Source organism: Streptomyces sp. NBC_00457 (assembly GCF_036014015.1).
Lineage (GTDB): Bacteria > Actinomycetota > Actinomycetes > Streptomycetales > Streptomycetaceae > Streptomyces.
The window spans coordinates 4,730,572-4,751,886 of record NZ_CP107905.1 but is presented as its reverse complement, the minus strand read 5'-3'; the positions used below and the strand labels follow the sequence as shown (position 1 = coordinate 4,751,886).

The following is a 21,315-nucleotide window of genomic DNA, read 5'->3' as shown; positions in this document are numbered from 1 at the left end:
CCCGACATCGCACGCCCCGCAGCCGTACTGCTACGCAGAGTCGCGCCGTCGCCCCTGGCCAGCGTAGATACAACCGGCCACGCTGAGTGACGTGAACGCCGAAATCTCCACCCAGCGCCTGAGTGCCACCCCCCGAGGTGCCCGGCTCGCCAGACGACTCACCGCGTTGCAACTCGCCGCGTGGGGGCACCCGTACGACAGCGAGGTGAACCGCACCGCGCAGCAGCTGGTCGCCGAGCTCGCGGCGAATGCCGTGACGCACGGTCGTGTTCCCGGGCGGGACTTCGAGTTGCGGCTGCTGCTGTTTCCTGAGGAGACCGTGCGTATTGAGGTGAGTGACCCGAGGGGGGATCGGCAGCTCCGGTTCATCAATGAGCCGGAGGGGGAGTGTGGGCGGGGGTTGATTCTCGTCTCGCTGCTCGCTCTCACCTGGGGCGTTGCGGAGCGCGACGTCGGGAAGACGGTGTGGGTGGAACTCGCCCTCAAGGAGCCGGGGTTCTGAGCGCGGAAAACGGTTGCCGTCCTGTGACGACAACCGCTTGACGTGACATGCCGCCGGGGCATTGGCTACCGCCACCCGGGTAGCAACGCCGCTCATCCGCTCGGAAGGCTCCAGTAGTGAACCCTCTTTCCCCCCACACATCAGCCCTACGCCGTATCTGCATAGCGATCGCCGCCTCCGTCTCGGCCCTGTCGATCACCGCGTGCGGTGTCGTCGACGGAATCGGGGACAGCGACAGCTCCGCGACCCCGGAGAAGGGCGACGACATCACGGTGGGCCTGCTCCTGCCGGACAAGGACACGACCCGTTTCGACAAGTTCGACCATCCGCTGATCAAGAAGGAAGTCGCGACCCTCACCAACAACAAGGGCAAGGTCGTCTACGCCAACGCCGAGGCGAGCGTGGCCGAGCAGAGCCGGCAGTTCCAGAAGATGATCGCCGACAAGGTGGATGTCATCCTCGTCGACGCGCTGGATGCCAAGGCCATCGCCTCGGACGTACAGAAGGCCAAGGACGCGAACATTCCGGTCATCGCCTACGACCGGCTCGCGCAGGGGCCCATCGACGCGTATGTCTCCCACGACAACGAGCTGGTCGGCGAGGTGCAGGGCCGCGCCATCATGGGCGAACTCGGCTCGCGGGCCGAGTCCTCCAAGGTCGTCATGATGAACGGCGACCCCGACGACCCGAACACGGCACTGTTCAAGAAGGGCGCGCTCGATGAACTCGAAGGCAAGGTCGACATCGTCGAGCAGTACGACACGGACAAGTGGTCGCCCGACGTCGCCGAAGCGAACATGGGGAAGGCGATCGAGGCCGTCGGGGTGGACGACATCGCCGCCGTGTACGCGGCGAGCGACGGCCTCGCGGGCCCCGTCATCACGGCGCTGAAGGCGGCGGGCGCGAGCAGGATTCCGCCGGTGACCGGGCAGGACGCGAATCTGGACGCGGTGCAGCGGATCGTCGCGGGCGACCAGTACATGACCGTGTACAAGCCGTTCGCCGAGGAGGCGACCCAGGCCGCGAGGATGGCCGTGTTCAAGGTCCAGGGGCGCTCGATCGAGTTCGACGCACTGACTCAGGACAAGGTCGACAGCCCGACGCAGGACGACATTCCCGCACAGCTGGTACCGGTGATCGCGGTCACCCAGGACAACATCGAGGAGACGCTGATCCAGGACGACGTCTACACCGTCAAGGAGATCTGCACCGCGGAGTACGGGGCGGACTGCGCGGCGATCGGCCTGAAGTAAGCCCGGAGTGGAGTGGCGCGGAGCGGTCAGGCCTGCGCGCCGTCCCTCCGGTAGCTCTCGACCAAGTGCGCGAACGCCCTGGTCGGCGGGCTGAGCGCATCCCAGCGGCGCACGGCCCAGCCGACGGGCAGCGGGCGGAGGCCGGGGAGCGGGATCAGGCGGAGGGCTCCGTCGCCGGGGACGGGCAGCCCCGGCAACGCGGGCACGACCGCCCGCCCGACCCCCAGCTCGGCCAGGAGCAGCGCGGTGTCCCAGTCGGCCACGCTGGTGTCGAAGCTGAAACGGACGCCCAAGTCGGCGCAGGCGGCGTCGAGATGGGCGGCCGAGGTGGAGGTCGGGGGCAGCCGTATGAGGCGTACGTCCTCCAGCGCGGCGGCGTCCAGGGACGCGCGGTCGGCCAGCGGATCGCCGGCCCGCACCGCCAGTACCCACGGCAGCTCCACCACCGGCCGCTGCTCGATGCCCCGCACCGGTCGGCCCAGCGTGATCCACGCCAGGTCCAGGTCGCTGTCGGCCAGCGCGTCGAAACACGCCCGGCTCGAACTCTCCGTACGGAACTCCAGGTTGACCTTGGGATGCCGCTGCCGGAACGTCACCACCGCGTCCGACATGAAGTGCCGTACGGTCGTCGCGCCGGTCGCCACCTGTACCGTGCCGCTCTCCCCGTCGGCCAGATCCCGCAGCCGCCGCAGCGCCAGCTCCAGCCCGACGAGCCCTTCGGACGCGGCCGCCTCCAGAACGCGGCCGGCATGTGTCGGTACGACACCCCGAGGCTGCCGCTCCAACCGCTTCACGTGCTGGGTCACCGTGGACTGGGTGCACGAGAGATCGCGTGCCACCGCACTGAGGCTCCCGGCCCGGCACACCGCCATGAATACACGCAGGTCGTCGGGGGTCACAACACGACCGTCTGCGGCGCGCTCGAGCTTCGATCGCCAGGCCATGTGTCCGTTGCTTTCCGACCGGGGCGCCGCGTTTCCTGAGCAGCTGCGGGTTCGTTGTGGCTGGTCGCGCAGTTCCCCGCGCCCCTAGCGGGGCGCTGCACCTCGGCGCGTTTGTCTGGCTATGCGGGTTTGCGGGCGATCAGCGACGCCTGTTCCGTCGTCTCGTTCGGGGCAGCCTCTCGCACCATCCGCATGACGGGCGCGAACCCTGCCGCCCGGAGCAGGCCGTCGATCTGGTCCGGTCGGCGGCGTTGGAAGTCCAGGGTCACCTCATGCCCCCAGGGCCGTTCGTGGCGGCGGGGCTCGTCGCCGATCTGGAAGGCGATCAGGAGGTGGCCGCCCGGTGCCAGGACGCGGCGGAACTCGGCGAAGAGGGAGGGGAGTTCGGTCACGGGGGTGTGGATGGACGAGTACCAGGACACGGCGCCCGCGAGCGAACCGTCGGGAAGGTCCAGCTCCAGCATCGAGCCCTGCTCGAACCGCAGCTCCGGATTCTCCCGCCGGGCGATCGCGAGCATCGACTCCGACAGGTCGAGCCCGAAGGCGGACAGTCCGAGGGAGGCGAGGTGGGCCGTCGCCCGCCCCGGCCCGCAGCCCAGGTCGGCCACGCGACCGCCTGCCCCCACCAGTTCCGCGAACCCGGCGAACACCGCCCGGTCCAGCGGCGTGGCGAACGCGGTACGGAAGAGGTCGGCGTAGTCCTCGGCGATGGCGTCGTAGAAGGTGCGGGTGGCGGTGAGGAAATCGGCTTCGGTCATGGCCGGGGACCCTACCGACGCCCACTGACACTCACCCCACACCCGCCGCCCGCAACACCGCCGTTGTGACCGCCGCCCCCAGCACGACCACCACGAACGGCGCCCGACACCACGCCAGCATGCCCGCCACCAGCACCCCACCCGGCCGCGCCCACCCCGCGAAGTCCCCGCCCTCGGTCAGTGCTCCGGTCGCCAGCAGCGCGGTGAGCAGGACGATCGCGCCCGCCGACATCAACTCCTGGACCTTCGGCGGGAGTTCCACACGCCCGTACAGAACCGGTCCGACCAGCCGGAAGGCGTACGTCCCCACCGCCAGCGCCAGGATCATCGCGACCGTCGCGTTCATGCCGCCGCCCGCCTCCGTCCGTATACCAAGAGTCCGGCGAGCGCGAGCAGTACCGGCACCCCGGCGGGCACGGCGGGGGTCACCGCCAGTGCCACGACCGCGCCGAGCACGGCGGCCCGTCGTATGCCCGCGTCCTTGCGCAGGGTGGGCAGTACCAGGGCCACCAGGACGGCCGGGAAGGCCGCGTCGAGGCCGTACGTCGCCGTGTCGCCGAGCGCGCTTCCCGCGAGGGCGCCCGCGAGGACGCCGGTGTTCCAGGCGGCGAACAGGCCCAGGCCGTTCACCCAGAATGCCGTGCGGCGTCGTACCGGATCGGGCTGGGCGAGGGTGAAGGCGACCGTCTCGTCGGTGACGAGGTGGGCGCCGAGGAAGCGGGCGAGCCGGCTCCGGGTGCCGAGGACGTCCGCCACGGCCAGGCTGAAGGCCGCCGTCCGGGTGTTCAGGATCAGCCCGGTCGCCGCCGCGGCGAACGGCCCGCCCCCGGCCAGCAGTACGCCGACCGCGCTGAACTGCGCCGAACCCGCGTACACGACCAGCGACATCACCACCGGCACCCAGACCGGCAGCCCGCCGACCACGGAGACCGCGCCGAAGGAGACGCCGACGACACCGCTCGCCAGCCAGACGAGGGCGCTGTCGCGCACCAGAGGTGCCATCATCGGTGTTCGGAGTAGCGAACGCATGTTTTCTAGGATGAACACACAGGTGCCTGTTCGTCAAGGCGAACGAACGTACCTGTAGAGCGAACGACAGGAAGTGAAGCGTATGAGTGAGCCCCTCACCTGGATCGCCGCCTCCCTGCGCCGTGAGCGCACCCGGGCCGGGCTGTCGCTGTCCGAGCTGGCCAAGCGGGCGGGGATCGCGAAGTCCACGCTGTCCCAGCTGGAGGCGGGCAGCGGGAACCCCAGCGTGGAGACGCTGTGGGCGTTGGGGGTCGCGCTCGGGGTGCCGTTCAGCGCGCTGGTGGAGCCGCCGGTTTCGGCCGTTCAGGTGATCCGGGCGGGGGAGGGACCTACGGTCGCCTCCGAACGGGCGGACTACGTGGCCACCTTGCTCTCCGCCAGTCCGCCCGGCGCCCGGCGGGACATCTACCACCTGCGGGCGGAACCGGGTCCGGCCCGGGAGTCGGAGCCGCACATTCCGGGGAGCGTGGAGCACTTGATCGTCAGCACGGGCCGGGTGAAGGCGGGACCCCGGGGCGAGGAGGTCGAGCTGGGGCCCGGCGACTACATGTCGTATCGCGGAGATGTGCCGCATTCGTACGAGGCACTGGCGGCCGGGACGACGTTCGTGCTGGTCATGCAGCATGTGTGAGGTGCGGGGGTGTAAAGGCAGGAGCCCCGTCGCCTTGCGGCGCGGGGCTCCTTGGGTACTGCTATTCGTTCCGGATCAAAGCACCAGGCTCCGAGGCCGAAGACTCAGACGGGGGTGACGTTCTCCGCCTGCGGGCCCTTCGGGCCCTGAGTGACGTCGAAGGAGACCTGCTGGTTCTCCTCCAGCGAGCGGAAGCCGCTCGCATTGATCGCGGAGTAGTGAACGAAGACGTCGGGGCCGCCGCCTTCTTGGGCGATGAAACCAAAGCCCTTTTCGGCGTTGAACCACTTCACGGTTCCGGTAGCCATAAGCCCTCCTTGGGCCCAAAGGGTTGCCCTGCTCCAGAACCTGCAAGTGTGAAAACAGTGCCGCACAACTGCATACGTCTGAAAACGACGAGAGCCCGCGGTTACATGCTCCGCAGGCTCTGTACTGCAAGGGAAACCAAACTGCAACTTGCGGCGAGCCTAGCATGCAGGCAGCCGAAAGCAATAGAGGCCAAGATCACGTCACTCGGAAGTTTGAAGATCAAGGCGGGGGCTGACGGGGCCTATGAGGCGGTTCGCGGCACCCTGAAGAGTGCACCGTACCCCACGGGGTCTAGTCTCGCGATGTGGACATTTCTCGCACCCGGCCGCGCGTCGGCCACATTCAGTTCCTCAACTGCCTGCCCCTGTACTGGGGGCTCGCGAGAACCGGCACCCTCCTCGACTTCGAGCTGACCAAGGACACCCCGGAGAAGCTCAGCGAGCAGCTGGTCAAGGGTGACCTGGACATCGGGCCCATCACGCTCGTGGAGTTCCTGCGCAACGCCGACGACCTGGTCGCCTTCCCGGACATCGCCGTCGGCTGCGACGGACCGGTGATGTCCTGCGTGATCGTCTCGCAGGTCCCGCTGGACCGGCTGGACGGCGCCCGGGTCGCCCTCGGCTCGACCTCGCGCACCTCCGTCCGCCTGGCCCAGCTGCTGCTGGCCGACCGCTACGGCGTGCGGCCCGAGTACTACACGTGCCCGCCCGACCTGAGCCTGATGATGCAGGAGGCCGAGGCGGCCGTACTGATCGGGGACGCCGCGCTGCGCGCCAACCTGCTCGACGGTCCGCGCTTCGGCCTCGAGGTGCACGACCTCGGCGCGCTGTGGAAGGAGTGGACCGGCCTGCCCTTCGTCTTCGCCGTCTGGGCCGCCCGCCGCGACTACCTGGAGCGCGAGCCCGTCATCACCCGCGCGGTGCACGAGGCCTTCCTCGCCTCCCGCAACCTCTCCCTCGACGAGGTCGGCAAGGTCGCCGAACAGGCGGCCCGCTGGGAGGCCTTCGACGAACAGGTCCTGGAGCGGTACTTCACGACCCTCGACTTCCGCTTCGGGGCACCCCAGTTGGAGGCGGTCGCCGAGTTCGCCCGCCGCGTCGGTCCGACGACGGGCTTCCCGGCCGACGTGAAGGTGGATCTGCTCCAGCCGTAGGAGCGTCTGTACCCATAGGCTGCCGGGAGTGCAGGCGCACGCGCAGGAGACTGGCGTGCGCGGGGGAGAGGGGGGCGCGCCATGCAACCGCTCGACGTCGACGAACCCACCACCGTGGGTCCCTACCGGCTGCTCGGCCGGCTCGGCTCCGGCGGCATGGGGCGGGTCTATCTGGGCCGCAGCTCCGGCGGCCGCACGGTCGCGGTGAAGATCGTGCACCCGCATTTCGCCCTCGACGAGGAGTTCCGCGCCCGCTTCCGGCGCGAGGTCGACGCCGCGCGCCGGGTGGGCGGCGCCTGGACCGCGCCGGTGCTGGACGCCGACCCCGACGCGCGAGTGCCGTGGGTGGCCACCGCGTATGCGGCGGGCCCCTCGCTGAGCGCGGCGGTCACGGACCGGGGTCCGCTGCCGCTCCATTCCGTACGAGCCTTGGGTGCGGGTCTGGCCGAGGCGCTGGCGGCCGTGCACGAACTGGGGCTGGTTCACCGGGATGTGAAGCCCTCGAACGTGCTGCTCACCCTCGACGGGCCGCTGCTGATCGACTTCGGGATCGCCCGGGCCACGGACGGCACGGCGTCTCTCACCTCCACCGGCGTCTCGATCGGCTCGCCCGGCTATATGTCGCCCGAGCAGATCCTCGGCAAGGGCGTCACGGGTGCGGCGGACGTCTTCTCGCTGGGGGCGGTGCTGGCGTACGCGGCGACGGGGGAGCCGCCGTTCCGCGGTGACTCGTCGGCGGCGCTGCTCTACAAGGTCGTCCACGAAGAGCCCGAACTCGGGCCCCTGACCGGTGACTTGCGGGAGCTGGTGGCGGCCTGTCTCGGGAAGGACCCGGAGGCACGGCCCTCGCCGGGTGAGGTGGCCCGGCTGCTGGCTCCGGAGGGCGCGGCCCGGTTGGTCTCGGGCGGGTGGCTGCCGGGGGCGCTGGTGGAGCAGGTGAGCCGGGGTGCCGTACAGCTGCTGAATCTTGAGGCGGCGGGGGACGTGGTGTCGGGGCCGGTGGGGTTCAGTAATCCGTCGGTGGGGGAGTTCGGGCCGCCGCCTGTCATGCCGTCCGTCGCGTCGTCGGGTTCCGTGCCGTCGCCGGTCATGCCGTCCGTCGCGCCGTCAGGTTCCGCGCCGCAGGCCTCCGTGCCCGAGCCGCGTGACGCCGCGCCGACGGTGCCTCCGCAGCAGCCCGGCAAGCTCTCCGTTTCCGTGGCGGCGACCTCGGCGCCGGGTGACGGGGGGCGGGGGCGGAGGGTGAGCTGCACGGTGGCTCTCGCGGTCGCGGGGGCGCTGGCGGCGGTGACGGTGGGGTCGGTGTTCGTGTTCGACCTGCTGCCGGGAGACGGCAACGCGTCGGACACGGCGGGCGGTTCACCGTCCAGCTCGGCGTCCAGTGAGGCGCCGGGTGACAGCAACCCGACCGCTGTGCCCGCCGCCTACCTCGGCACCTGGGAAGGCCAGGCCACCGGACTCGGCGGCAGCCTCCCCATGGGCACCTTCCGGGTCACCCTCCACAAGGCTGACGTGGGCGAGGAGTTGGGGACTCTTCGGCAGACCGATCCGGTCGGCCTCGTCTGCAATGACGTACTGACCCTGAAGAGTGTGTCGGCGAAGCAGATCGTGGCGACGTCCGTGGGGGCGGAGGGCAATCACGCGGGGTGCAGTCAGGCCGCCGCGACGGTGCGGATCACTCCGGTCGGGGACGATCTGACCTACCGGTCGGACAGTGCGGAGTCGGGGAATCCGACGGCCCGGATGTCGAAGATCAATTAGCGGTTCCCGCTTCAGGACACCTTTTGTCTACCTTTTGGTAATGCCCCGTTCGGGAAACTCCGGTGCGCGTATCCGGAATTGTTCCCCACAGTTCCTCATGTCACACAACCATTCCTGAGCAGCGCTCATCTAAGACGGCGAATCACCCGCAATTCTCCGGAGGCTTGCCGAGAATGGTCAGTCCGAGCCTGCCCTTGACGGAACAGGCGACCCAGGCAACGCCGTCGCCCGGGGCCGCGCACGGAACCCGGACCCGGCTCCGCCTCCGTCTGCTTCGCCGTCCCGCTGGCCCGGCAGGCACCGCCGCGCTGCTGGCCGCGGCCCTCACCCTCGCCGTCCTGTGCGCCGGCGACATCATCGCCCGCAGCTACCCCTTCGGCTCCCGCACCCGCAGCGTCAACGACCTCGGCAACCAGTACGTCCCCTTCCATGCCCACCTGTGGGACCTGCTGCACGGGCGGGCCGACGGCGGCCTCCTCGTCAACTGGCAGTCCGGGTACGGCTCCAGCTTCCTGCCCGACCTCGGTACGTACGTCAGCAGCCCCTTCGCCCTGCTCGTAGGGGTGTTCCCGCGGGACGAGATCGACCTCGCGGTGTATGTGATCACCCTGCTGAAGGTGGCGTCGGCGGGCGCTGCGATGGCGTACCTGCTGCTCCGGATGCGTCCCGGCCGCTGGTGGGCCGCGGGGCTGCTGGGTGCGTCGTACGCCCTGTGCGGCTGGACGTTGGCCTCCGCCATCTACAACGTGATGTGGCTCGACGGCCTGCTCGCCCTGCCGCTGCTGTGCCTGGTCGGCGAGTGGGCGCTGAACGACCGGCGCCGGGTGCTCGGCGTGATCATCGTGGCGCTCGTCTGGATCGCCAACTTCTACACGGCGTACATGGCCACGCTCGCCGCCGGTCTGGTGGTGTTACTGCGGCTGTGGCTCGCGGACCTCGACCGGCGGCAGCGCCTCGCGGCGGCGGGCCGCGCCGTCCTGACCATGGCGCTCGGCGTCGGACTGGCCGCGCCGCTGGTGGTCGTCGTGTACTTCGGCACCAAGCACGCCTACCCCGGCGTGGTCCGGACGTTCGTCCCCTCATCGACCGAGGACATGGTGGCCCGGCTGCTGCCGACGACGTACAACTTCGGTACGCCCGCCATCTACGTCGGCACCACAGCGCTGCTGCTCGCCCTCGCCCTGCCCTTCCACCGGAAGGTCCCGCGCCCGGTCCGCTACGGCTGGACGCTGCTCGCCGTCGCCGTCGCGCTGTCGTTCCAGTGGGGCCCGACCCACCTTCTCTGGCACGCCTTCTCCACCCCGAACGGCAGCTCGTACCGCCAGACCTTCGTGCTCTGCGGGCTGCTGGTGATCGCCGCGTGGCATGCGCTGGCGTACGGCCCTCCCGGGCGGCGCGCGTTGGGTGCAGCGGGCGGACTGCTGGCGCTGATCATCGCCGTCGCGAGCCGCAGCGCGCTGACGGACCGCTCCTTCGTCCTGCCGCTCGCCCTGCTCGCCGCCGCGGGCGCCCTGTGCGGGCTGGCCCTGCTCGCCCGCCACCACAGCGGGCGGCGCAAGACGGTCCTCGCCGGACTGGCCGTCACCCTGCTCATCGGCACGCAGGTCGCCGAGGCCACCGCCACCTCCGCCGTCGCCACCCGGCTGCGCTTCGGGCACCTGGACGACTACGCGCCCTGGGGACCGCGGCAGCAGCAACAGGCGGACGCGATCGCCGAGGCCGACGGCTGGCCCCGCCATCGGACCGACCCGGGCCGGGAGCAGACCGTCGGCAACGATCCGCTGATGGTGGGCGGTCAGGGCGCCCAGTACTACAGCAGCCTGACCGCCGACGTCCTCAGCCGCACGCTCATCGCCCTCGGAGGCGGCTACACCTCGCGCGGCCGCAACATCCAGAGCCTGGACAACGCCGTCACGGACGCGATCTTCGCCGTCGGCGCGCGGGTGCACTCACCGCCGGACCCGCACCAGGGCTGGTTCCCGCAGGACGGCACCAAGGCGACCGTGACCCGCCAGGACGTGCCGCCCCTGGTGACGGTGCGGCCGACCGCCGGCGCGAACGTCTCCGCCTTCGGACCGTCGCCGTACCGCAACCAGGAACTGCTGCTGGGCGCCCGCGTCTACACCGTGCCCCCCATCACCGTCCGCACCCCCTCCGGGAAGCAGCCGCAGCGCAGCGGCGACAGCCGACCCGGCCTGCGGGTCAACGGCCCCGGCAAGTCGACGATCACCGCCACCTGCCGGCCCGGCAGCGAGGCGTACCTCTGGGCCCCGCACTTCGCGGGCACCGCGAGCATCGCCGGGGCGCGGACCCCCGGGCGGTTCCGCTCCGACCCCGGTACCAAGATCGCCGCGATCGAGCCCGTCGGCACGGTCCCGGCGTCCGGACGGCTCCGCATCGAGCTGTCCCCGAACGGGCCGGGCGTCGTCCCCGAGGGCGCGGTCGGCTGCCTCGACACCGGGCGCCTGCGCGCCGCCGTCGACCGGCTGAAGACCACGGGCGCCACGAAGGTGTCCGTCTCCGACGGCACGATCCGCGCCGAACTGCCGCCCGGCAGCAAGGGAACCGCGGTCGTCGCGGCCCCGCGCATCGCCGGCTGGCGCTGTGCGACCGGTGCCGCCGACGCCGTACCCGCGAAGCAGTACTACGGCCTGATCGCTGTCCCCCTGGACGGCTCCTCGACCAGTCTCACCTGCACGTTCCACCCACCGGGCCTGCGCCTGGGCGGAGCCGTCGGCGCCGCCTCCCTGCTGACCCTCATCGCCCTCAGCGTCCTCGCCGCGGTCAGACGACGGCGCGCACACCACCATCCGAGCGCCTGACCACCGCTCGCCGACCGGACCTCACGGGGAGTACCCGAACCATGCTCATCTCGATCGTCGCACCCTGCTTCAACGAAGAAGACGTCATAGCCAGGTTCCACGACGCGGTCCAGAAGATCGCGGAGGAACTCCTGCCGCTCGGCCACGACATGGAGTTCGTCTACGTCGACGACGGCAGCCGCGACCGGACCCTCGAGGAGTTGCAGCGGTTGGCCGAACTCGACGCGCGCGTGCGCTATGTCTCCTTCAGCCGGAACTTCGGCAAGGAGGCAGCCCTGCTCGCCGGTCTGCGCCACGCCTCGGGAGACGCCGTGATCGTCATGGACGCGGACCTCCAGCACCCGCCGGAGCTGATCCACCGCATGGTGGAACTGCACACCCAGGGCTACGACCAGGTCATCGCCAAGCGCACCAGGACCGGCGACCGCTTCACCCGCACGGTCACCGCCCGCCTCTACTACCGCCTCATCAACCGGCTCGTCGACGTCGAACTCGTCGACGGCGTGGGCGACTTCCGCCTGCTCTCCCGGCGTGTGGTGGACGCGATCGTGGACCTCACCGAGTACAACCGCTTCTCCAAGGGCCTGTTCGCCTGGGTCGGCTTCCCCAGCACCACCTTCGAGTACGAGAACGCCACCCGCGCCCACGGCAGCAGCTCCTGGAGCTTCCGCAGCCTGCTCAACTACGGCCTCGACGGCCTGCTCTCCTTCAACAACCGCCCGCTGCGCGCCGCCCTCTACCTCGGCATGGCACTGCTGTTGTGCACGGGCCTCTACACGGCGTGGATCGTGGGAGCCGCGCTCATCAACGGCGTCGAGACCCCGGGCTATGTCACGATTATCACGGCCGTCACCGCCGCGGCGGCCATGCAAATGATCATGCTGGGGATCATCGGTGAGTACACCGGGCGGATCTACTACGAGGTCAAGGGCCGCCCGCACTTCCTGGTGAAGGCGACGAACGTGGACCGAGCCCAGCACCCGGCACGATGCGGCGGTCACCCGACCAAGGATCTCATTCCCTGATGAGCAATTCCCTGACCAGCGACTCCCCGACGAGTAACTCCCGGACGAGCACGCGAACCGGAACCGAATCGGAGCCCCGCCCGATATCGGGCCAGATCGTCGTCTTCGCCGTCGTCGGTGTCATCAACACCGGCACGTACTACGGCCTTTACCTGCTGCTCCTGCCGCACCTTCCGTACATGGCCGCGCACCTCGTCGCCTCCGGTCTCAGCATGATCGGATCCTTCTTCCTCAACACCCGGTTCACTTACCGGACGAGACCGACCTGGCGGAAATTCCTGCTGTTCCCCCTGACAAACGCGACGAGCTTCGTCGTCACCACGGCAGGGGTGTACGTCATCGTCGACATCCTGCACGCCGGAAGCCGCTTCGCTCCGCTGCTCGCGTCGATGGTGGCGATCCCGGCGACGTTCGTGGTGTCCCGGACGATCATGCTGCCGAGGGCCGGCAGAAGCTCTCAGTAAAAAAGGATCGGCAGAACCGCCGCTGCCATACTGACTCCTTGTGACTGGCCTCCTCGTGACCGTCGCCGCGTTGTGGGGCGCGATGGCGGGCGCGCTGCTGCCCCGCGCGGCCTACCGCTTCGCCGTCCCGTCCGGAGAGGCGTGGCGTGAGCGGTGCCCCGGCGGGCATCCGATCCGTGGATGGGCCGGGCGGGCACGATGCGCGGATTGCCCATCCCCGTCGTACGGCCCCGCCACCACCCCCCTCCTCCCCCTGACCACCGCCCTCGTCTGCGCCGCCCTCGCCGCCGCCACCGACACCCGCCCCGAAATCGCCGTCTGGCTCCTCCTCGCCCCCGTCGGCGTGCTCCTCGCGGTCGTCGACTTCCGGGTGCGGCGTCTGCCGGACGCGCTGACCCTCCCGCTCGCGGCGGCGGTCCTGGTCCTTCTCGGGCTTGTCGCGCTCGTCCCCGAGCACACCGGGGACTGGCTCACCGCCCTGTTCGGCGCGCTGACGCTCGGCTGCGGCTACCTCGTCCTGTTCCTGATCAACCCCGGCGGCATGGGCTTCGGCGACGTCAAGCTGGCCCTCGGCATGGGCGCCGCGCTCGGCTGGTACGGCTGGCCGACCGTGATGCTCGGCACGCTCGCGGGGTTCGTACTGGGGGCGCTCTACGGCGGTGCGCTCGTCGTCGCGCGGAAGGCGGGCCGGAAGACGGCGATCCCGTTCGGGCCGTTCCTGATCGCGGGGGCGTATGTCGGCTTGCTGATCGGGGCGTACACGGCCTGAGGTCGGCTCGGTAAAAGGCCTGGCGTAGGCTGGTTGGGTCCGTCCACAACCCTTGACGAAAGGGACGCTCCGGTGACCGAGAAGGCCGACCTTCAGTCCGTCCTCGACCGTGCCGCCGAGGGTGGGCGGATCACCCCGGAGGAGGCGCTCGACCTCTACCGCGACGCCCCGCTGCACGCGCTCGGCGCCGCCGCCGACGCCGTACGCAAGCGCAGGTACGCCGGGACCGAGCACATCGCGACGTACATCATCGAGCGCAACATCAACTACACGAACGTCTGCGTCACGGCCTGCAAGTTCTGCGCCTTCTACGCGCCCCCCAAGGACACGGCCAAGGGCTGGACCCGCGACCTCGACGACATTCTGCGGCGGTGTGCCGAGACGGTCGAGCTCGGCGGCACGCAGATCATGTTCCAGGGCGGACACCACCCGGACTTCGGCGTCGAGTACTACGAGCAGCACTTCTCGGCGATCAAGCAGGCGTTCCCGCAGCTCGTCATCCACAGCCTGGGGGCGAGCGAGGTCGAGCACATGGCCCGGATCTCCAAGGTGAGCGTCGAGGAGGCGATCCAGCGCATTCACACCGCCGGCCTCGACTCCTTCGCCGGCGCCGGCGCGGAACTCCTTCCCGCGCGCCCCCGCAAGGCCATCGCGCCCCTCAAGGAGTCCGGCGAGCGCTGGCTGGAGATCATGGAGGCCGCGCACAAGCTGGGTGTGGAATCGACGTCCACGATGCTCATGGGCACGGGCGAGACCAACGCCGAGCGCATCGAGCATCTGCGGATGATCCGAGAGGTACAGGACCGCACGGGCGGCTTCCGGGCCTTCATCCCGTACACCTACCAGCCCGAGAACAACCACCTGAAGGGCCGCACGCAGGCCACGCTCTTCGAGTACCTGCGGATGATCGCCATCGCGCGCCTCTTCATGGACAACATCGCCCACATCCAGGGCTCTTGGCTGACCACGGGCAAGGAGGTCGGCCAGCTCTCCCTCCACTACGGCGCCGACGACCTCGGCTCGATCATGCTGGAGGAGAACGTCGTCTCCAGCGCGGGCGCCAAGCACCGCTCCAACCGTCTCGAGATCATCGACCTGATCCGCAAGGCGGGACGCGTCCCGGCCCAGCGCTCGACCACGTACGAGCACCTCGTCGTCCACGACGACCCGGCCAACGACCCCGTCGACGAGCGCGTCATGTCCCACATCTCGTCCACCGCGATCGAGGGCGGCACGGCACACCCCGAGCTGAAGCTCCTCGCTTCCAACTGACCTACGCGTGCTGACGATTCACGCGGCGGACGAGGGCGGCGCCGTCGCGGTGGCGGGGACGCGCGTCGCCGCGGTGGGGTCGCTCACCGAGCTGACGGAACGGTTCCCGGATGCGCGGGTGCGGCAGTGGCCCGGCGGCGTCCTCGGCCCCGCGCGCGTGCACGACGGCCCCCTCCCGGACGCCCCGACACCGCGCGAACGGATTCACGCGGTGCTGAAGGAGGGAGCGGTGGCGGTACTGGAGGAGCACGCCGACACCGCTGAACTGCGGGCAGCGGCGGCACGGAACGACGTGCTCGTGCTGCCGAGCACCCGGCCCACGACGATCACCGAGAACGCCCGGGCGGATCTGGCGGTGTTCGACGAGAAGGGCGAGTGCATGGCGACGGTGTGCGCGGGGCGTCTGGTGCATAGACGCCGTTAAGTTCAGCGCCCCTTTTAGGGGCGCGGGGAACTGCGCGACCAGCCCTCCACGACCCGCACTCGCCGACGCACCCTCACCCGGCAAACGCTTCCGCAAACGCTCCTACCTCCTGCTCAACACCGCTGCAATTCGTAGCCGCGTCATCTTCGTCCGCGTTCCCGCCCGCACACTCCTGATCCCGGAACGTCGACCACATGGACACCCACGCAACCGACCTCTGCTCCGCAAACGCCCGCACTTCCGCCGCATCCGACAACGTGAACGTCTCCCCATCCACGTCGTTCACCCCGATCATCGAAGTCAACGCCATTCCACGCCAAGCCGCCGCATCGGACAGCCCGAAAACATCCGCCAGTTGATCGTGCGCCGCCTTCGCCGCGGTGATCGCATAGCCCCCCATATCCCCGTCGTACGACTCGCCGTAATTCATGGTCATGAGGTTGACCGTGGAGACCTGCACGGAGTGGTCGTTGGCCGACTCCAGCAACACCAGGCTGTCGTCGTCCAGCCCCGACGGCATGACCGGCAGCGTGAACGACACGTTCAGGTCACTGCGCTCCTGCTGAAGCAACGCGATGGCCTCGGACCGCAGTTCGACCGAGGCGGAGTCGGCCAGCGCATCGCCCTCGATGTCGAAGTCGGCCTGCTCGGACCCGGCGGCGTCCAGCGCCTTGCCGTAGGCCTGAGCCAACTCGCTCGCGCTGTCGCAGCTTTCCGCCAGTTCCTTCCCGGAAGCCCCGCCGAAGGAGACGCGGACGGAGGCGCCGGACTCCTTGAGCGCGGAGATACGGGACTGAACGGCCGTATCGCCGATGGCGGTCGAGCCGTTCCACTTCGGGGTGCAGCCGCTGCCGTCGGAGATGACGAAGGCCAGGTTGTACGTCGTGGGGGAGCCCACGGAGTCGTTGTCGGACGCGGCCGTGGAACTGACGTATGGGGCGTAGGACGTGCTGGACGTTGTGCTCGGCGACGCGGATTCGGAGCCACTGGAGCACCCCGCGGTGACCAGCGCCATCAGACAGGTGAGCCCGGCTGCCGGCCTCAAGAAACTCCGCATTGCGTATGCACCCGCTCTCGTGATTTCGCAGCGAAAATGTCTCACACCGAGCTGACGTCATAAGGGCGGAATCCGTACAGATCGCTCAATCTCTCAGTGAACGCACAGGTTAAGACGTTTCTCATGGGCCTCTCACATGAACTCCCGAGTTTCTGCCACATAAAGGCGCCCTAATATCCGGGGAATGCATTCCGAGCCTGCCATCGAAACCCGCGCCGCTGTGCGCGGTCGCCGCCGCAAACGCGGCAGTGGGACCTCCGTAGAGGGGCCCGTGTTCGTTGACAACTCCGGTCGCCGGTCCAAGGTGCTGCGCCGGATCGGCGTCCTCGTCGGTGTCGTCTGCCTCGGCTACGCGGTCGTCCTGGGCATGGCGTTCATGGGCGTGGGCATCTCGCTCAACCCGTCCCAGCTGCTGCCCTTCGGCAACAACGGCCAGGGCGCCCCGGGGGGTTACCAGGGACCCGGCGGCGGCCGGCAGCCGCCGGGCGGCATCGCCCCCACCGGCGCCCCGCCGACCGCCTCCCCGACGCCGACCGCGACCTCCGCCGCCAACTGACCGGAACACAGCCACTCTCATGACCACGACGACGTCCTCCCGCGGCCGCAGGCGCGCTCCCTCGAAGGTGCAGCGGGCCGCCGGCAAGGCCGCGGCGCTGCAGAAGCCGCGTGTGATCCTCGCCCTGCTGCTCCTGCTCGCGCTGACCTGCATCATGCTGCTCGACGGCTATCTGCGCGCCGAGGTCGGCGGCGATCAGCGCGTGCGCAGCGGCGCCAGCTCCAACAAGGTCCCGGACAAGATCCTCGACGGCGGCCCGATCGTCACCTTCCGGGGCGGCCAGGCCACCACGCTGTCCGTACCGGAGAAGACCATCGCGCTCACCTTCGACGACGGCCCCAACCCGACGTACACGCCCCAGGTCCTGAAGATCCTCGAGAAGTACGACGTCCCCGCCACGTTCTTCGTGGTCGGCTCGATGGTCTCCCGCTACCCGGGCATCGTGAAGGACCTGGTCGAGCAGGGCAACGAGGTGGGCATCCACACCTTCACCCACGTCGACCTCTCCTACCAGAGCGACGCCCGCATCAAGCGCGAGATGACCCAGACGCAACTCGCGCTCGCGGGCGCGGCCGGCATCACGACCACCCTGTTCCGCGCCCCGTACTCCGCGGAGACGGACGCCATCGACAACTACAGCTGGCCCGTCTACAAGAAGCTCGGCGAGGAAGGCTTCACCAGCGTCTTCATCGACACCGACAGCGACGACTGGAAGCAGCCGGGCGTCTCGAAGATCATCAAGGGGGCCACGCCGTCGAAGAACAAGGGTGCGTCGGTCCTCTTCCACGACGCGGGCGGGGTGCGTGAGCAGACGGTCAAGGCGCTGCCGACGTACATCGAGAAGATGAAGGCGAAGGGGTACACCTTCACCACCATCAGCGGGGTGATCCAGCAGCAGGAGGCGAGCGGGCAGGCCGAGGCCGATACGGGTGCGCCCGCAATCGGCGGCCGCCAGCCCGGCAGCACACAGCCCGGCACCGGTTCCGGCGCTTCGAACCTCCAGGCCGCCCACCGCACCGCCACTGGCGCCACCCTCTATGAGGGCAAGGCCCTCATCGTCGCCGTCGCGGTCGCCGAGTGGACCGTGCCGACGCTGTCCGTGGGGCTGATGATCGTCGGCGTGGCCGTGATCGGCCGGTTCGGGATGATGCTGATCCTGGCCCGCCGCCACTACAGACAGCGCAACAAACGCCGGTTCAGCTGGGGGCCGCCGGTCACCCGGCCGGTGAGCGTGGTCGTTCCGGCGTACAACGAGAAGGAGTGCATCGCCAACACCCTGGAGTCGCTGGCGAAGAGCACCCATCCGATCGAGATCATCATCGTCGACGACGGGTCGTCGGACGGCACCTCGGAGATCGCGCGGAGTGCGGCCGACTCGCTCGGCATGCGCAACGTCCGCGTCATCCGCCAGGAGAACGCGGGCAAGCCGGCGGCGTTGAACAACGGGGTGCGCAGCGCCAGTTTCGACATCGTCGTGATGATGGATGGCGACACCGTCTTCGAGCCGGACACCGTACGGCAGCTGGTGCAGCCCTTCGCCGACCCCGGGATCGGCGCGGTCGCGGGCAACGCCAAGGTCGGCAACCGCAACACGATCATCGGCGCCTGGCAGCACATCGAGTACGTGATGGGCTTCAACCTCGACCGCCGCATGTACGACCTGCTGCGCTGCATGCCGACCATCCCCGGCGCGATCGGCGCGTTCCGCCGCGAGGCGGTCCTCGAGGTCGGCGGGATGAGCGAGGACACGCTCGCCGAGGACACCGACATCACCATCGCCATGCACCGCGCGGGGTGGCGGGTCGTCTACCAGGAGCACGCGCGCGCGTGGACCGAGGCGCCGGGTTCGCTGAAGCAGCTGTGGTCGCAGCGGTATCGATGGTCGTACGGCACGATGCAGGCGCTGTGGAAGCACCGAAAGTCACTTACGGACAAGGGTCCTTCGGGCCGCTTCGGCCGGGTGGGCATGCCGTTGGTCGTGATCTTCCAGATCATCACGCCGGTCTTCGCACCGCTCATCGACGTCTTCACCGTCTACTCGATGATCTTCGTCGACTTCAAGGCGGCCCTGCTGGCCTGGCTCGCGGTCCTCGGCGTCCAGCTCTTCTGCGCGGCGTACGCCTTCCGCCTCGACCGGGAGCAGTACCGCTACCTCCTGATGATGCCTCTCCAGCAACTGGCCTACCGCCAGATGATGTACCTCGTCCTCATCCACTCCTGCATCACCGCCCTCACCGGCGGACGCCTCCGCTGGCAGAAACTGAAGCGGACCGGCGAGGTCGGGACTCCGGCGGGGGCGAGCTGAGATGGGCGCGCACAGCAAGGCGCCCTTGGTCGCCGTCGCTCCTCCCGCCGCCGATGCCCACCCGGCGCCGGCGCCCACCCGGGACCGTTACTTCGACACGCTGCGGGCCCTCGCCCTCATCCGCGTGGTCGCTTACCACACCTTCGGCTGGGCCTGGGCCGGCTTGGTGTTCCCCTCCATGGGCATCATGTTCGGCCTGGCCGGCTCCCTGATGGCGAAGTCCCTGGACCGCCCGGCGTTCACGGTGGTGCGGAGCCGGATACGCCGGCTGCTGCCGCCGTTCTGGTTCTGGGGCTTCTTCGTCGTCCTCGCGATGCTGATCCACGGCTGGATGCCGGGTTGGCAGATCGTCTTCTGGGTCGTGCCGCTCGGCGACCCGCCGGGCAACGCGTGGGGCGAACAGGCCTGGGAGATCCTCTGGTACCTGCGGACGTACCTCTGGTTCGTCCTGCTGTCCCCGCTCCTGCTGAAGGTGTTCCGGCTTGCCCCCGTCCCGGTGCTTCTGCTGTCCCTCTGCCCGGTCCTGGTCCTGACCTTCCTCTGGTCGGGCTCGGACAACCGGTTCGGCAGCGCGCTGTGGGACCTGTCGACGTACCTCTTCTGCTGGATGCTCGGCTTCGCCCATCGCGACGGCGTGCTCCAGCGGATGCGACCCGCCGTCGTCGTCGTGCTGTCGCTCGCCGCGATGGGGTACGGCGGCTGGTACGCCGTCGGCCACCAGACCGAGTTCGGCACCTACGACCTCGACGAGATCCCCCTCGCGCAGGCCTTCTGGTCGGCCGGTTTCGTGCTGCTCCTGATGTGGGCCAAGGCCCGCTTCCGGATCGACTTCGCCGGGCTCACCCGCTTCCGGCCGCTGGACAGGATCGTGACGGTCTTCAACGCGCGCGCGGTCACGATCTACCTCTGGCACGAGATCGCGCTGATCCTGGCCGTCCCGCTGATCGACCGGTTCTGGAAGGTGCCGGCCTTCGAGAGGTACCTGCCGCTGGAGAGCCAGTGGTTCATGTTCGGCGTCGGCTGGGTCCTGATCGCGGTGTTCGTCCTGGCGTGCGGATGGGTGGAGGACGTGGCGGCGAAGAGGAGACCGCGGCTGCTCCCCTGAGCGGGCACGGTGGGACGTACTGCAAGAATGGGCCCGTGACCCGCGCCTCCCTGAACAAGCAGCCGCACGAAGTCGCCTCGATGTTCGACGACGTCGCGGAACGGTACGACCTGACGAACGACGTGCTGTCGCTCGGCCAGGACCGGGTCTGGCGCAAGGAGGTCGCCAGGGCCGTCGACGCCCGCCCCGCCCAGAAGGTGCTGGACCTGGCGGCCGGTACGGCGACGTCCTCGCTGCCCTTCGCCCGCACCGGCGCGTATGTCGTCCCCTGCGACTTCTCGCTCGGCATGCTCCAGGTCGGCAAGCGGAACCACCCGTGGCTGCCGCTGACCGCGGGCGACGCGACCAAGCTGCCCTTCAGGGACGACGTGTTCGACGCCGTCACGATCTCCTTCGGGCTGCGCAACGTCCAGGACACGGATGGCGCCCTGCGTGAGATGTACCGGGTGACCAAGCCCGGCGGCCGGGTCGTGATCTGCGAGTTCTCGCACCCGACCTGGGCGCCCTTCCGCACGGTCTACACCGAGTACCTGATGCGCGCCCTGCCGCCGATCGCCCGTACGGTCTCCTCCAACCCGGACGCGTACGTCTACCTCGCCGAGTCCATCCGCGCCTGGCCCGACCAGCCCGCGCTGGCCGAGCGGCTGCGCAAGGCCGGCTGGTCGAGGGTGGCCTGGCGGAACCTGACCGGCGGGGTGGTCGCTCTGCACCGGGGCTTCAAGGAGAGCTGAGCTTCCTCAGTTCGGCGGAGCGACTGTCACCGGCGGAGCACCTCGAATGCGTCCCCGGGCGCGTCCAGTTCGCGCTGCAGTCCGCCCGTCGGCGGATTCGGCATCCGCGGCTCACGCACGCCCGCGCCTCCGCCGCCTTCCCCCTCACCCAGTTCGAACCACACGGTGACCACGGCCCCGTGCGGCACCTCGACGCCGGGCGGCGGGTACTGCCGTACGACATAGTCGACGACCGTGAGATGGAAGTCGGGGCGGTCGGGCGCGGCCAGCAGCACGCCGTGTGCCTCTGCCGCCTCGCGCGCGTCCATGGCCATCAGACCGACCAGCTTCGGTACGCGCACTTCGGGCGTCTTGGGTGTTATGCGCACAGATGTCACCCCCAGCGGTACAGGCAGGGTAACCGCCTGGGGGTGTCATCCGGAAGCGTCAAGTGGCTTTCTGTAGC

At 69.5% G+C, this 21,315-nt stretch carries 22 protein-coding genes; 15 read left to right on the top strand and 7 right to left on the bottom strand.

All coding sequences use genetic code 11. The annotated features are described in order from the left end of the window. Positions 1 to 91 precede the first annotated feature (91 nt). Both OG828_RS21425 and OG828_RS21420 read left to right on the top strand, forming a co-directional pair. On the top strand, positions 92 to 502 hold the full coding sequence (locus OG828_RS21425) for an ATP-binding protein (RefSeq protein WP_328502022.1): 411 nt from the start codon (positions 92 to 94) through the stop codon (positions 500 to 502). 116 nt (positions 503 to 618) lie between these two features. Beyond that, the gene (locus tag OG828_RS21420) at positions 619 to 1,755 is read left to right on the top strand and encodes a sugar ABC transporter substrate-binding protein (protein ID WP_328502021.1); all 1,137 of its coding nucleotides are present in this window, start codon (positions 619 to 621) and stop codon (positions 1,753 to 1,755) included. Positions 1,756 to 1,781: 26 nt separating this feature from the next. Here OG828_RS21420 and OG828_RS21415 read toward each other — a convergent pair whose 3' ends face one another. The 4 genes from OG828_RS21415 to OG828_RS21400 form a co-directional block, all read right to left on the bottom strand. Beyond that, positions 1,782 to 2,654, bottom strand: coding sequence for a LysR family transcriptional regulator (locus OG828_RS21415; RefSeq protein WP_328502020.1), 873 nt, complete (start codon positions 2,652 to 2,654; stop codon positions 1,782 to 1,784). Positions 2,655 to 2,818: 164 nt separating this feature from the next. Continuing rightward, complete coding sequence (locus OG828_RS21410) at positions 2,819 to 3,457, bottom strand: class I SAM-dependent methyltransferase (RefSeq protein WP_328502019.1); 639 nt, start codon at positions 3,455 to 3,457, stop codon at positions 2,819 to 2,821. A 31-nt stretch (positions 3,458 to 3,488) separates the two neighbouring features. After that, positions 3,489 to 3,803: an AzlD domain-containing protein gene (locus OG828_RS21405; RefSeq protein ID WP_328502018.1), complete on the bottom strand. Its 315-nt coding sequence runs from the start codon at positions 3,801 to 3,803 to the stop codon at positions 3,489 to 3,491. Continuing rightward, positions 3,800 to 4,462 carry an AzlC family ABC transporter permease gene (locus tag OG828_RS21400; RefSeq protein ID WP_328502017.1) on the bottom strand — a complete coding sequence of 221 codons (663 nt, stop codon included), beginning with the start codon at positions 4,460 to 4,462 and terminating at the stop codon, positions 3,800 to 3,802. The genes OG828_RS21405 and OG828_RS21400 overlap by 4 nt, the downstream gene beginning before the upstream one ends. A 106-nt stretch (positions 4,463 to 4,568) precedes the next feature. Between OG828_RS21400 and OG828_RS21395 the strand changes: the two genes are divergently transcribed. Further along, on the top strand, positions 4,569 to 5,117 hold the full coding sequence (locus tag OG828_RS21395) for a helix-turn-helix domain-containing protein (protein ID WP_328502016.1): 549 nt from the start codon (positions 4,569 to 4,571) through the stop codon (positions 5,115 to 5,117). Positions 5,118 to 5,221: 104 nt separating this feature from the next. On the opposite strand, the gene OG828_RS21390 is transcribed toward OG828_RS21395, so the two are convergent. Continuing rightward, positions 5,222 to 5,425: a cold-shock protein gene (locus OG828_RS21390; protein WP_003992177.1), complete on the bottom strand. Its 204-nt coding sequence runs from the start codon at positions 5,423 to 5,425 to the stop codon at positions 5,222 to 5,224. Between the two features lie 305 nt (positions 5,426 to 5,730). Here OG828_RS21390 and OG828_RS21385 point away from each other — a divergent pair, with 305 nt between their 5' ends. From OG828_RS21385 to OG828_RS21350, 8 genes are all read left to right on the top strand, one after another. Continuing rightward, positions 5,731 to 6,579, top strand: coding sequence for a menaquinone biosynthetic enzyme MqnA/MqnD family protein (locus OG828_RS21385; RefSeq protein ID WP_328359157.1), 849 nt, complete (start codon positions 5,731 to 5,733; stop codon positions 6,577 to 6,579). A gap of 81 nt (positions 6,580 to 6,660) precedes the next feature. Next, positions 6,661 to 8,340: a serine/threonine-protein kinase gene (locus OG828_RS21380; RefSeq protein ID WP_328502015.1), complete on the top strand. Its 1,680-nt coding sequence runs from the start codon at positions 6,661 to 6,663 to the stop codon at positions 8,338 to 8,340. A 173-nt stretch (positions 8,341 to 8,513) separates the two neighbouring features. Continuing rightward, positions 8,514 to 11,162 (top strand): YfhO family protein, encoded by a 2,649-nt coding sequence (locus OG828_RS21375; protein WP_328502014.1) that lies wholly within the window; start codon positions 8,514 to 8,516, stop codon positions 11,160 to 11,162. A 41-nt stretch (positions 11,163 to 11,203) separates the two neighbouring features. Further along, entirely contained in the window at positions 11,204 to 12,187 is a 984-nt protein-coding gene (locus OG828_RS21370) for a glycosyltransferase family 2 protein (RefSeq protein ID WP_328359151.1), read from the top strand. Continuing rightward, the gene (locus OG828_RS21365; RefSeq protein WP_328359148.1) at positions 12,187 to 12,651 is read left to right on the top strand and encodes a GtrA family protein; all 465 of its coding nucleotides are present in this window, start codon (positions 12,187 to 12,189) and stop codon (positions 12,649 to 12,651) included. Before OG828_RS21370 ends, OG828_RS21365 begins: the two co-directional genes overlap by 1 nt. Before the next feature lie 82 nt (positions 12,652 to 12,733). After that, positions 12,734 to 13,420, top strand: a complete 687-nt coding sequence (locus OG828_RS21360; protein ID WP_328504909.1) for a prepilin peptidase — start codon at positions 12,734 to 12,736, stop codon at positions 13,418 to 13,420. Between the two features lie 72 nt (positions 13,421 to 13,492). Next, a complete protein-coding gene (gene mqnC, locus OG828_RS21355) occupies positions 13,493 to 14,692 on the top strand; it encodes a cyclic dehypoxanthinyl futalosine synthase (RefSeq protein WP_328439083.1) in 1,200 nt (399 codons plus the stop codon). Between the two features lie 7 nt (positions 14,693 to 14,699). Next, the gene (locus OG828_RS21350; protein ID WP_328502013.1) at positions 14,700 to 15,116 is read left to right on the top strand and encodes an imidazolonepropionase-like domain-containing protein; all 417 of its coding nucleotides are present in this window, start codon (positions 14,700 to 14,702) and stop codon (positions 15,114 to 15,116) included. A gap of 73 nt (positions 15,117 to 15,189) precedes the next feature. Here OG828_RS21350 and OG828_RS21345 read toward each other — a convergent pair whose 3' ends face one another. Continuing rightward, entirely contained in the window at positions 15,190 to 16,173 is a 984-nt protein-coding gene (locus tag OG828_RS21345; RefSeq protein ID WP_328502012.1) for a chitinase, read from the bottom strand. 271 nt (positions 16,174 to 16,444) lie between these two features. On the opposite strand from OG828_RS21345, the gene OG828_RS21340 reads away from it, so the two are divergent. From OG828_RS21340 to OG828_RS21325, 4 genes are read left to right on the top strand one after another with little or no spacing between them, the layout of a single operon-like run. Beyond that, a complete protein-coding gene (locus OG828_RS21340) occupies positions 16,445 to 16,729 on the top strand; it encodes a hypothetical protein (RefSeq protein ID WP_328502011.1) in 285 nt (94 codons plus the stop codon). 19 nt (positions 16,730 to 16,748) lie between these two features. Continuing rightward, positions 16,749 to 19,034: a bifunctional polysaccharide deacetylase/glycosyltransferase family 2 protein gene (locus tag OG828_RS21335; RefSeq protein ID WP_328502010.1), complete on the top strand. Its 2,286-nt coding sequence runs from the start codon at positions 16,749 to 16,751 to the stop codon at positions 19,032 to 19,034. Between the two features lies 1 nt (position 19,035). Continuing rightward, on the top strand, positions 19,036 to 20,139 hold the full coding sequence (locus OG828_RS21330) for an acyltransferase family protein (protein WP_328502009.1): 1,104 nt from the start codon (positions 19,036 to 19,038) through the stop codon (positions 20,137 to 20,139). Between the two features lie 35 nt (positions 20,140 to 20,174). Next, positions 20,175 to 20,870 (top strand): demethylmenaquinone methyltransferase, encoded by a 696-nt coding sequence (locus tag OG828_RS21325; protein ID WP_301983193.1) that lies wholly within the window; start codon positions 20,175 to 20,177, stop codon positions 20,868 to 20,870. A gap of 26 nt (positions 20,871 to 20,896) precedes the next feature. On the opposite strand, the gene OG828_RS21320 is transcribed toward OG828_RS21325, so the two are convergent. Next, the gene (locus OG828_RS21320) at positions 20,897 to 21,238 is read right to left on the bottom strand and encodes a PASTA domain-containing protein (protein WP_328359125.1); all 342 of its coding nucleotides are present in this window, start codon (positions 21,236 to 21,238) and stop codon (positions 20,897 to 20,899) included. Between the last annotated feature and the right edge of the window lie 77 nt (positions 21,239 to 21,315).

What these genes read in the sequence shown, in the direction of transcription:
- OG828_RS21380 (WP_328502015.1), top strand. Translation starts at nt 6,661, where the DNA reads ATGCAACCGCTCGACGTCGACGAACCCACCACCGTGGGTCCCTACCGG.
- OG828_RS21395 (WP_328502016.1), top strand. Translation starts at nt 4,569, where the DNA reads ATGAGTGAGCCCCTCACCTGGATCGCCGCCTCCCTGCGCCGTGAGCGC.
- OG828_RS21390 (WP_003992177.1), bottom strand. Translation starts at nt 5,425, where the DNA reads ATGGCTACCGGAACCGTGAAGTGGTTCAACGCCGAAAAGGGCTTTGGT.
- OG828_RS21400 (WP_328502017.1), bottom strand. Translation starts at nt 4,462, where the DNA reads ATGATGGCACCTCTGGTGCGCGACAGCGCCCTCGTCTGGCTGGCGAGC.
- OG828_RS21335 (WP_328502010.1), top strand. Translation starts at nt 16,749, where the DNA reads ATGACCACGACGACGTCCTCCCGCGGCCGCAGGCGCGCTCCCTCGAAG.
- OG828_RS21330 (WP_328502009.1), top strand. Translation starts at nt 19,036, where the DNA reads ATGGGCGCGCACAGCAAGGCGCCCTTGGTCGCCGTCGCTCCTCCCGCC.
- OG828_RS21365 (WP_328359148.1), top strand. Translation starts at nt 12,187, where the DNA reads ATGAGCAATTCCCTGACCAGCGACTCCCCGACGAGTAACTCCCGGACG.
- OG828_RS21360 (WP_328504909.1), top strand. Translation starts at nt 12,734, where the DNA reads ATGGCGGGCGCGCTGCTGCCCCGCGCGGCCTACCGCTTCGCCGTCCCG.
- OG828_RS21375 (WP_328502014.1), top strand. Translation starts at nt 8,514, where the DNA reads ATGGTCAGTCCGAGCCTGCCCTTGACGGAACAGGCGACCCAGGCAACG.
- OG828_RS21345 (WP_328502012.1), bottom strand. Translation starts at nt 16,173, where the DNA reads ATGCGGAGTTTCTTGAGGCCGGCAGCCGGGCTCACCTGTCTGATGGCG.
- OG828_RS21370 (WP_328359151.1), top strand. Translation starts at nt 11,204, where the DNA reads ATGCTCATCTCGATCGTCGCACCCTGCTTCAACGAAGAAGACGTCATA.
- OG828_RS21410 (WP_328502019.1), bottom strand. Translation starts at nt 3,457, where the DNA reads ATGACCGAAGCCGATTTCCTCACCGCCACCCGCACCTTCTACGACGCC.
- OG828_RS21405 (WP_328502018.1), bottom strand. Translation starts at nt 3,803, where the DNA reads ATGAACGCGACGGTCGCGATGATCCTGGCGCTGGCGGTGGGGACGTAC.